Source organism: Clostridium beijerinckii, assembly GCA_003129525.1.
Taxonomy (GTDB): Bacteria; Bacillota; Clostridia; order Clostridiales; family Clostridiaceae; genus Clostridium; species Clostridium beijerinckii_D.
The window spans coordinates 1-10864 of record CP029330.1; the positions used below are offsets into that span (position 1 = coordinate 1).

Consider the following 10864-nt stretch of genomic DNA (forward strand, 5'->3'; position numbering starts at 1 on the left):
ATTTTATTTAACACTGTCTATAAATCATATGATTACATAAACATAAAATACATGGATATTCTAAAGTCTATAAGTGGCATTTTTAGGTTGAAATATATTTAAAATATGTCTACGATAAATAAATATGATTTTATAGACATATGATAAAAAACATGATAAAATAATCTCATAAGATAAATGAGGGGATATGATTTATGATATTTTCATATATGAGAATAAGTACGCAAAAAGAAAAGCAAACTACAGACCGTCAAAGAATTACTTTAGAGCAATACGCTAAAGAGAATAAATTTAAGTTTGATGAAATTATAGAGGAAAGAATATCGGGAACAATTAAAGCCGAGCATAGACCACAGTTTAATATATTAAAACAAAAACTAAGGGAAAATGATATATTAATCATTACCGATATTGATAGACTTGGAAGAAATGCTGATGATGTTATTATGGAATTTAAAAAATTAAAGTCAGAAGGTATCAGAATCATTGCTCTTGATACTCCATATCTTAATGAGTGGGAAAAGATTCAAGATAGTAGTATTTATAATATGATAGCAGATATATTTATTACATTAAAGGCACACATGGCAGTTCAAGAACGTGAGAAAACAATTTCTCGTATAAATCAAGGGCTTATGGTTGCTCGTGAAAAGGAAAGACATTAGGAAGACCAAAAGCAGAACTACCAAAGGATTTTATAAAAGAGTATAAGAAGTTTAAAGATGGTGATTATGGGGATATGTCAGCTATGTCATTTGCTAAGATGTTAGGTATTGGTAGAAGTACGTTATATAAATACATTAACATATTTGAAGGTCAAGAGGTTGTAGGGTAACCCTCTACAGATGGATAAAAAATATAAATAAGACATAATTTATCAATGAGCTACTATATAGTATTTATGATATATAAAATTAAGTGAGGTGTTAGAGCATGGATAATGAGATATTAGAAATATTAAAAAGATTAGAAACTAAAATTGATGATAATACAATGGACATAAAAGAAATGAAAGCAGATGTAAAGTCATTTAAAGACCAGTTTACAATTTTGAAGGCAAGAGTGCTAATAATCATGTTGAGGTAATAAATAGAATAGATAATATGCAAAAGACCTAAATACAATGGAATTGGTAACGTCTAAGAACTGGAATGACATAGCACAGTTAAAAGCAGTAAAATAGTAGTATTATATATATGAGTATCTGAAAAAGGTACTCTTTTTTTTATGCTTATTTTCATGTAATACATATAAATACAATGTATTGTATTACAAATACAAATCAAAATATAACAAATAATAATTGATTAACTTAAAATAGAGATGTATAATAAATTTAAGATAATTAAATACAAATACAATACATAAAAATACATATTAAATACATGAAAGGGTGGTATATATGGCAGATATTAAGGCAACAAGTTTCCGAGTAAGTGATGAGGATATAAGCAAAATTCAAAGAATTTGCAGACAAAGAGGGATATAATCAAGCCGAGGCATTTAAAAGCATTATGCAGACCGTAGAAATGGCAAAGCAAAGAATATAATTAAGGATAGAGCAAAAGAAGTTGAGGTATTTCAGAACACAATTAATGATTTAATGAGTTACTTTTAAATAGTCTTAATGTTAATCAAACATCAGAGGAAAGAATAAGAGAAGAGTTAAGCCAAGAGTTACAAACTAAAGACAATACTATCTCAACAATGTATGACCAATTACAAGAGGTTAAAGCAGAGAATAAGGCTCTAAAAGATAATGCTAAAGAATTGAATGATAATATAAAGATTATCAATGAAGAGGTTAAAAAGTTAAATAATGATATTCTTGATAAGAATAAAAACATTGATAAACTTAATTCTAATAATGACTTGCTACAAGAGAATTTACAGGAGTATAAAAAATATAAAGATAACTATAAGAACTTAGAGAATGAATTGGAGCAATTAAAAGCAGAGCATGAGGCATTAAGAGATATTAATAATAAATTGAATAATGATAATAAGCAGTTGAATGATAAGATTAAAAATGATTCTGATATGATAGAATTCTATAAGAATAACATTGCGGAATTAAAAGGGAATATAGACACATACAAAACAGATATTAAGACATTAGAGAGCAAATATAATCAAGAGTTAAGCAATATTAAGGCAGAGACTACAAAGGCATTGCAAGAGCAATTAAAAAAGAGTGAGTTAGAATTTAAAGAAAAGTTAAACTTTGAATTGCAGAAAAAGCAACTTGAAATGGATAAATTAAAGAATGATTTAGATAATGCCAAGAAAAGTAATACAAGAACCTCTACACAAAAAAATAAATAGATAAAAAAGAAGTGACCGCAAAGCGGATCACTTCTTTTTATTTAAAAATATTTGAAAAATTAAGAGTAAGTTTACCATAATAGCATATAAGAATTTTATTGATTGAAAGAAGGAATTAATATGGCATGGTTTTTATTGATAATGATGAAGGGATATTATATGTTATAAGTTTTTAAGTATGTAACTATAATAAAGCATACTAATAAATAAAAAAGGTTTGTCAATGGCAAAGGTTTAAGAGGTTTGGATATTTAAAAGGTGATAGAGCATTGATAGGGTATTGAATTTTAAAGTTAAGTTTTATAATACCAGTACAATTAAATATTCAAAAGGAAAGATTAAAAGAAATTGTATAGCTTTATTAGTTGGCAGCCGACTAATAAAAGTTATAGAAGTTGCTTCAAATAAAATTGGCAACTTATTTGCACAATGGTGCAGTTGTTCCATAAGCGTATTATGGAAGGAATAGCCTGAAAATAACATGAATTTAAATAATTTTTTTATATATGTATTGTATGGTGTCTGCATTAACAAGGGTAAAACGTGTTTTTACCCTTGTTAATGCAGTACACAAAGAAGAAAACTCCAAGCGATTGGAGATTAAGGGGGTAAACTAATGGGAAAAAATTTAAAACACCAATTTATTCATGCTATCGAGGATAATTTCAAGGAGAGCATGGATAAACATTCAATGAAAGCAAATGACATCAGAAATGATGGGAAAGTATTTTCATATGCAGACCGAAAAAATTTAATAGATGTAGCAAGTAACTTTTCAAACTATATGAAAGAAAATTATAAAGATATAAGACAAGTCAAGGATATAAGAGCAGAGCATATACAATCGTTTTTTAATTGCAAGGCTAAAGAATGTTCTAACGCAACATTAAAACAGTATCAAGCTAAATTCTCTAAGTTAGAGAAGGTAGTAAACAATACCTATAATATCAACGTGAGATATAACGGATATGAGTTGCCGTTATCAAAAGAAAATACAAAAGTTCGTAATACTTCAATGTCTAAAGATGATTTTAAAAAGTTGGAGAAGTCTTTCAGCACCTCCAAGAGTTCGGCAAAAGTAGCAATTCAATTAACTGCAAGAGTTGGGTTGAGGGTTTCAGAATGTAGCAAGTTACAAGGGCGAGATATTAATTTGAAAGATGGGTAATTCATGTAGAAGATGGAAAAGGGGAAGGAATAGAGATGTTCCAATAAGAGAAAGTGATAAAGAGTATTTTAATAATTTAAAGGCTAATGTAGGAGATATGGAGAGAGTATGTCCAGTAAGAAGTGATAGTATAAATAAAGCCATTGACAGGGCAATGAATAGGGAAGGAATAAGAAATAAATATAATGATACGAGTATTCATTGTATAAGAAAGATGTATGCACAAAATGAATTTAACAGGTGCAGAAATGAGGGTATGGAGATAAAACAGGCATTACAGGAAGTATCAATTCTATTAGGTCATGGAGAGGATAGAATGGAACTAATGAGGCAATATGTATTAGATATAAAGTAATTAGAGTATGTAGTATTCATGTATTTTTATTTGTATTATAGTGTAGTATACTTGTAGTTGGGGGTGTAGTATGGGAATTTATAATATTAATACTATGGATATAACAAAGGTTGCAGAGCATATGAACACAGAATTAAAAAAGGGTAGAACTCAAAAAGATATAGAAACTAATGATTTTGGTGTTAATGAGAAGGTTGTAAAAAATAGACTTGATAGAAAAGGTTATAAGAAAGTAGATAATCAATGGATTTTAAAAGATACTACAATAGAAACTACAAAAATAATACAAAACGAATCAATACAGGAGCAACAAGAAAAAAAGGCATTTAATAATAATGATATTGAAAAGTTAGAGCAGTTATTAAATATAGATATAGATACATTAAATCAGATTATTAATGAGTATACTACAAAGAAAAATACAAGGTGTAGTATAGAAATAAATGACGATACAACCACCGTAACGAGTTTAAGAGTTAATAAGGAGATTTATTCACTTATTAAAGAAAAAGCCAAAATTGAGGGTGTAGGCATATCAGAAATTATAAATAAATGTATGATAGATTATTTAAATAAATAGTATGAAAGCAGTCTGATTATAGATTGCTTTTTTTGTGTTGTTAAAACATATAAAATATAATTGAATAAAAATATAAAATATGTTTACAAAAACATAATATAATAATATACATAGGAGGTGATACAGTGGAAAGAAAGCCATTTACAACTACAATAGACGTTGATATTCAGCAAGAATTTAAAGAGAAGTGTGCTAAAAATAAAGATAAAATGAATGACGTTTTAGAAGCCTTTATGAAAGCATACATAAATAATGAATTTAGGTTAGAAGTTGAATATAAGTTAAAGAAAAATAAGTAGTTGTACAAATAAAAAAGGTAGCAACCACAAAGGGTATACCACCATATCAGCAATATGATTATACCTCTTTGTAATTGCTCCGTAAAGGAGGAATATTGAGAAATGAATATAATTGCATACCAAGAATTAATAAAGGACTTAATTAACCAAGGTATAAAGGTTCAAGAACTAACGTTATTACAAATTAGTTATAGTGTAAAATTATATAAAACATTATTTAAATAACGGGGGTATAAACAAATGAATGAAATTAATTTCAGTAAAAATTTAAGGACATTTAGAAAACTAAAGAGAAAAACTCAAAAGCAAGTAGCAATGTTTGCGGGAGTAAGTCAAAGTTATATTTCAGACTTAGAACTGGGGATTAGGTCACCAAGTTTAAAGACTGCTGAAAAATTATCACGAGTGCTTAAAGTAAGCTTATTAGAATTGCTATTTTGGGATAAAGAAATAGAAGATATATTGAAAAGATGGTAAGTACATAAAGCCATATTCCTAAAAACGGGGTATGGCTATTTTTATTAAAAAAACGTGGTGAAAACATGGTAAAAAGATGGGGTGGCAAATTAAAGGTAATAAATTAATAATATTAATATAAATCAAATTCAATTCAGTTCGCATAAAAAACGCATAAAAAACGCATAATTTTCATTTAAAAACAAGATACAATTAAAAATATAAATCAAATTCAACATTTAGAAAAATTATAGAAAAACTATAGAAAAACTATAGAAAGACTATAAAAAAATAAAAAAATATTAATTATAATAGTAAATATAAATCAAATTAAATTCAATAATAAAGGAGGTTGAAGAGGTTGGAGGCAACAGATAAACAACAAGAGATAATTAATAAATCTAAAGAATTAAGAAGGGAATACAATAGGCAGTATTATCAAAAAAATAAAGAAAAAATTAGAAATAATCAAAATCAATATTGGGAAAGAAAAGCAAGTGAAATGTTAAAAGAAGAAAGCAAAGAAAATGATAAAAAGATTATAGAGAGTGCAAATTAAAAGAGATTAATTGGAGTGAAGAGGATATGATGAGTTCAATAGGAGTTCATGGAGTAGAAATTAAAAAATATAGTTGTGATAGCTCTAATACATTAGAGAAAGCATTTAATAAATTTAAAAAAGATAATCCAAAGACAAGAATACTGCAAGTAATGCCTTATTTTGATGGTGTAAGCGAAAGTGTAGCAATACTTTATATAGCAAACATTTATTAATAAGTTAATAAGGTTGTGAGGTGATTAAATGGGAAAAGCGGTACAACCTATAAAAAACGAAGATTTAGAACTTGATTTATTGGAATATCTAATGGCAAATGATGAACGCATGTATATGTTTTATTTAATATTAAGATATACAGGGTTTAGAGCAAGTGATGTATTACCAATTAAGGTAAGGGATATTCAAGGGAATAGATTAATAATAAGAGAGAAGAAAACAGAAAACAGAGCCAACAAAGAGGAAAGAAAGATATTAATTCATAAGGATTTAAAAAAAGAATTAGACAATTATATCAAAGGAAAAAAATCATGGGAAGTGTTATTCCCTAATAATAGGGGGATAACACAAACCTAAGCTATACCCAAGCATATAGAATATTAAAGAAAGCAAGTGATAGTGTAGGAATAAAAGACTTTGGAACTCATTCAGGAAGAAAGACATGTGCATATCATATCTATATGAATACTGGAAGCCTTGATGATGTTAAAAACTTTTTAATGCACGAAAATGCAAGGGATACGATTAGGTATGTAGGAATAGACCAAGAGGTAAGAGATAATACAATAAATAAGATTAGTAGTCCGTTAGCATTAATAAGAAAGCGTAAGTATAAAAAGTAAAACGGAAGTGTCGGTTTAAATGTAATATAAAAAACCTATATCTTACATAATGGAGATAGTAAAGTGTTTTAAAGCATTGATATAAAAGGGATAAGAGCATAAAAAAATAATGTAAGAGATTAACTATATTTTATTACATCTTTCAAAGTAATTTTTCAAGGTAAACTATGTATAAAGAGATAATAATTCATATAAAAACAAATAATATTAATAAGCCTAAAGCCTTGTAATATCAACATATTATGCGAAGATTGGCAAAACCAAAAGGTACTTCTAGGGCATTTTGGTTATTGCGGGTCGAACGATGCCCGAAATAATTTTAGGCACAAAAAATTTTAAAATTACGTTTCCTTTTCCGTTTTTATAAAAAGCGGAAATGAGTAGTTGAATTTCGGAAATGTGAAAAGTGAAAACCCAGTAAAATAGCCATGTTAGAAAAGGGAAGTGTATTTTTAGATGAAAATTTAAAAGAAACATAAAGCGAAATTAATAGAATAATTTGTAATTTTGAATATAGAGCAACATAGAACCGATAAAGTATTGGTATATGATGAAATATGAGGTATAATTTAAAAAGATAAAAAAATAAAAGACCTCACGTTTTCATAATATACCGCAAATATACTATGAAAGCTACTAATCAGGTAACCGAACTACCTAAAAAGCATTGAAGTCTTTAACTAAATGAATTATAACATTTAGTTAAGTTTCGTTCAAGCCTTTTAGGGAAAACCTAAGAGGCTTTTTGAATGAAATGAGGGATAAAAATGGGTCAATTAGCAACAAAAGAATATGAAAAACACTTATTTAGTGAGAATACAGATGGATACATTCAATTAATTAAATTTGAAGATAAAAAAATTATTAAAATATATAATACAAATGTAACTGGATTAAGAGAAGTAGTGGAGCAAGTAGAAGGGCAGACCGATACATATATAACACCTAATACAATGTACAAGCCTTTTCGTGGTGTTGAAAATATAAGACAATTTAGGGCGTTATATATTGATATTGATGGAGTAGAGGGCGACCAATTAGGAACTGCATATAAGGTATTAGAGTTAGTAGAAAATAAAGAGATTCCAAAGCCTACTATGATAGTAAATAGCGGTAGAGGTATTCATATTTATTGGAGAATAGCAAACGCACCTTATGGAGCATTGCACACATGGCAGGAGTTAGAGGATTATTTATATTATAAATTAAAGCATTTGGGTGCAGATATGGCCGCAACAGATGGAGCAAGAATATTAAGATTACCAGGAACAATAAACAGTAAAAATAATGCTACTTGCAGAGCCTTGATGATAGATAATTCAATAGAACATTCTATGTATGATTTAAGAGAAGAATATTTACATTATAAGCCTAAAACAAAGCAATTAGAGTTTATAGAGACTAAAAAGAATACAAGCCATAAAGTAATAGCAAATAGTTTTTTTAACTCATATAGCCTTCATATGACACGTTCAAGCGACATAATAACACTATGTAAATTAAGAAATTATAGTGTAAAAGGTTATAGAAATATGATTTTACATTGTTTTGCATACTGGAAGGGTATTTATATAAGAGATGAAGAGGAACTGGCTAAAGAGGTAATAGATTTAAATAATAGTTTCAAAGAACCATTAAAAGATAATGAAGTTAATGCAATACTTAGGTGCATACCTAAAGCAATAGATAAGTTTATAGCTTATGAGCAAGGGATAAGAAACGGAGAGCGTAAAAAAGTAACTAAAGGATTAAGAGACAAGGGCGGTTACTGGTATAAGAACGAAACATTAATCGAGAGATTAAATATAACAGAGCATGAGCAAAGTAAACTTAAAACAATTATAGGGATACAAGAGAAGTATAGAAGAAAGAATGCTAAAAGAACTCCAAGGAATGAAAATGGATTAACTTCAAGAGAACAACAAAAGCAAAATACAATTAAATCAATACAAGAGTTAAAAGAGCAAGGATTTAAGCAAAAGGAAGTAGCAGAGCAGTTAAATAAAGGATTAAGAACAATAAAATTATATTGGAATTTATAAGGTGCAATGAAATGGTCTTTATAAATATGTGGAGTATCCCTGTAGGGGGTACTCTCTTATTAAATAAAGATATAACTACCTTTCTATTAAAGAATAGCATAGAAGATAGGGGGAGTATAAATCAGCCTTTGGCAATAAACTAATGGTATACGATGTATTACTGGTATATACAATCAATACATTCTATACAAGGATTATTAGAATACAAAACAATATTAGAGGAGTGATTTTTTGAGCGGTAGCATATATTTATATGTATCTAATAAAAATGAGGTACATAAGATTCCTAAACCTAAACATTCAACTTATACATATAGGTCACTATATAAAGCAGTACCAAGTTTAGCCAATGAAGAGGTATTACTTGTAACATTGTGTTATGAAACATTGAACCGCAAACCTTATGAATTAGACCTTATATCATTTACAAGGGTTAAATTAGATGAAAACGGAGTTTATGAACTAAATCAAGAGGAACTTAATAGTTCTTTAACTAATTTCATAAATTATGATTTTACGACCGCTGATAGGTTAGCGTTAAGAGATAATATTCCTATACCAGTTGCACCTGATAATATACCTACAGAGATTGAAAAGAAAGCACTTTATTCATATGTTAGTGAAAATTATCCTTTACTATGGGTTAATTGCCCTTATTTAGTTGAACAAAATATTAAAAGTATAGAACAGAACTATAATGACTTAAAAACTCTTGTTAAAGAAGCATATAAGAAGAAATTTAAATGCAGTTAAGTGAATTTAAATGCAGTTAAGTGAATTTAAATTGTAAAATAATGGTGTCTATAAATCATATGGATCAGTAGAAAAGAGATTTGATGAAGAATTAAAAAGTTTATATGCTATGTAGGAGGATAATTATGGTTAAGGCCAAAGATATAATAAGTATAAAAGATAATATAATGGAATATAAGGCTGCATTAGATAAAGAAACTGAGTTCATAGAAAAATTAAAAATTGAAAGTAAAATTAGAGAACAACAGTATAGATTAATGGATGTCCAGTCACAATTATTTAATATAGAGATATGTTTACATAAAAATGCCAAACTGCATAAAGAAATTTTTATAGATAAATATATTAATGGATTAACAGTCAATCAATTAAGTAATAAATATAATATATCCAGAACAACAATATATAGATTATTAAGTACTGCTAAGACAATATTTCAAAAGTAATATCAATTCTATAAAAGCATTTATTGAAATATAGGTGATTTATTTATGTATATATGTTGTAGAAATTGTTGTGTATCAAAAAAACTATAGTGCTCTGATGCATTATTATAGTATATATTTTATATATACTATAATATGGTATATTTAATACATAATAGTAAATTATTGTGTACAACAAATATTAATGAATACATGATTATAATTGTTTTTTAGGAGGCCATATTATGTTAGAGTTAATTATGGTTTATGAATCGTAAAGTCATGATATATGAATATTAGTAATTTATGATGGCTTAACTATATTAAAGTATTAGAATTAGGGACGCTGAGTTGTACCATAAATTATGTAGACTTTTGTTTATGGAAGTTTAATGTAAGTTACCTCCACCAATGAAATTCATGAATACATAATGAACACATTGGAGAAATTTGATACAATTTTTTAGTTGAAATTGAGAATGTATCATAATTGATAGAAAATAAAATGTTGAAAAAATACTAAATTTATGTATAATATAAATAGATTTAAATATAAACATGAAAAAAATATAAATGAAAAGGTGTTGTAAATATGCGCAAAGAGGTAGTTTTTAACTAAACTAACTGAATAAGGATTGATTTTAGAAAGTATGTTTGAAAAATCTTGAGTTATCAAGGTTTATTAGTGGTGGAATTAATTTGAAAAATATTAATCACTACCATGTTTATTTGTGTACTTCTAAAATAATCAATATTAAAATGAGCATGTTACACCTTATTTGCATAAGTAGGAAAGCCGTGTTTTAAACACGGTATTTTTATGCCTATTTTTGCTGCATTTATAAATATGATATAAGATTTTAGTCTATATAACTTAGTAATAAGTTGTATAAATTAAAGTCCTATATTTCATGTTTATATTTATGCCATATAATTATGAGGCTGTAAGTGAACCGATGTTCATTTGCGGCTTTTTGTTTTTTGAAGGAGATTATTAGGATGATTAAGATATCTAGAATACAAAGTACAAACAAACTTTTTCATAATATAGGGATGGTGAATA

The 10864-nt window shown here is 27.4% G+C and carries 12 protein-coding genes and 1 pseudogene; all 13 read left to right on the forward strand.

Annotated features, from left to right (window positions below):
• Nucleotides 1–194: 194 nt before the first annotated feature.
• The 13 genes and pseudogenes from DIC82_19305 (at nt 195) to DIC82_19365 (ending at nt 9822) form a co-directional block, all read left to right on the forward strand.
• A pseudogene (locus DIC82_19305) lies at nt 195–835 on the forward strand (resolvase).
• A gap of 872 nt (nt 836–1707) precedes the next feature.
• Nucleotides 1708–2325: a hypothetical protein gene (locus tag DIC82_19310; GenBank protein ID AWK53143.1), complete on the forward strand. Its 618-nt coding sequence runs from the start codon at nt 1708–1710 to the stop codon at nt 2323–2325.
• A gap of 616 nt (nt 2326–2941) precedes the next feature.
• On the forward strand, nt 2942–3493 hold the full coding sequence (locus tag DIC82_19315; GenBank protein ID AWK53144.1) for a hypothetical protein: 552 nt from the start codon (nt 2942–2944) through the stop codon (nt 3491–3493).
• Nucleotides 3486–3848: a hypothetical protein gene (locus DIC82_19320; protein AWK53145.1), complete on the forward strand. Its 363-nt coding sequence runs from the start codon at nt 3486–3488 to the stop codon at nt 3846–3848. Before DIC82_19315 ends, DIC82_19320 begins: the two co-directional genes overlap by 8 nt.
• Nucleotides 3849–3918: 70 nt before the next feature.
• Complete coding sequence (locus DIC82_19325; GenBank protein AWK53146.1) at nt 3919–4428, forward strand: hypothetical protein; 510 nt, start codon at nt 3919–3921, stop codon at nt 4426–4428.
• 539 nt (nt 4429–4967) lie between these two features.
• Nucleotides 4968–5204, forward strand: coding sequence for an XRE family transcriptional regulator (locus DIC82_19330; protein ID AWK53147.1), 237 nt, complete (start codon nt 4968–4970; stop codon nt 5202–5204).
• Between the two features lie 340 nt (nt 5205–5544).
• On the forward strand, nt 5545–5742 hold the full coding sequence (locus DIC82_19335; protein ID AWK53148.1) for a phosphatase: 198 nt from the start codon (nt 5545–5547) through the stop codon (nt 5740–5742).
• A 29-nt stretch (nt 5743–5771) separates the two neighbouring features.
• Complete coding sequence (locus DIC82_19340) at nt 5772–5957, forward strand: hypothetical protein (protein ID AWK53149.1); 186 nt, start codon at nt 5772–5774, stop codon at nt 5955–5957.
• Between the two features lie 28 nt (nt 5958–5985).
• Nucleotides 5986–6315 (forward strand): hypothetical protein, encoded by a 330-nt coding sequence (locus tag DIC82_19345; GenBank protein ID AWK53150.1) that lies wholly within the window; start codon nt 5986–5988, stop codon nt 6313–6315.
• 20 nt (nt 6316–6335) lie between these two features.
• Entirely contained in the window at nt 6336–6581 is a 246-nt protein-coding gene (locus DIC82_19350) for a hypothetical protein (GenBank protein ID AWK53151.1), read from the forward strand.
• Nucleotides 6582–7348: 767 nt separating this feature from the next.
• A complete protein-coding gene (locus DIC82_19355; GenBank protein AWK53152.1) occupies nt 7349–8623 on the forward strand; it encodes a replication protein in 1275 nt (424 codons plus the stop codon).
• Between the two features lie 231 nt (nt 8624–8854).
• Complete coding sequence (locus DIC82_19360; GenBank protein ID AWK53153.1) at nt 8855–9376, forward strand: hypothetical protein; 522 nt, start codon at nt 8855–8857, stop codon at nt 9374–9376.
• 104 nt (nt 9377–9480) lie between these two features.
• Entirely contained in the window at nt 9481–9822 is a 342-nt protein-coding gene (locus DIC82_19365; protein AWK53154.1) for a hypothetical protein, read from the forward strand.
• The last annotated feature ends 1042 nt before the right edge of the window (nt 9823–10864 follow it).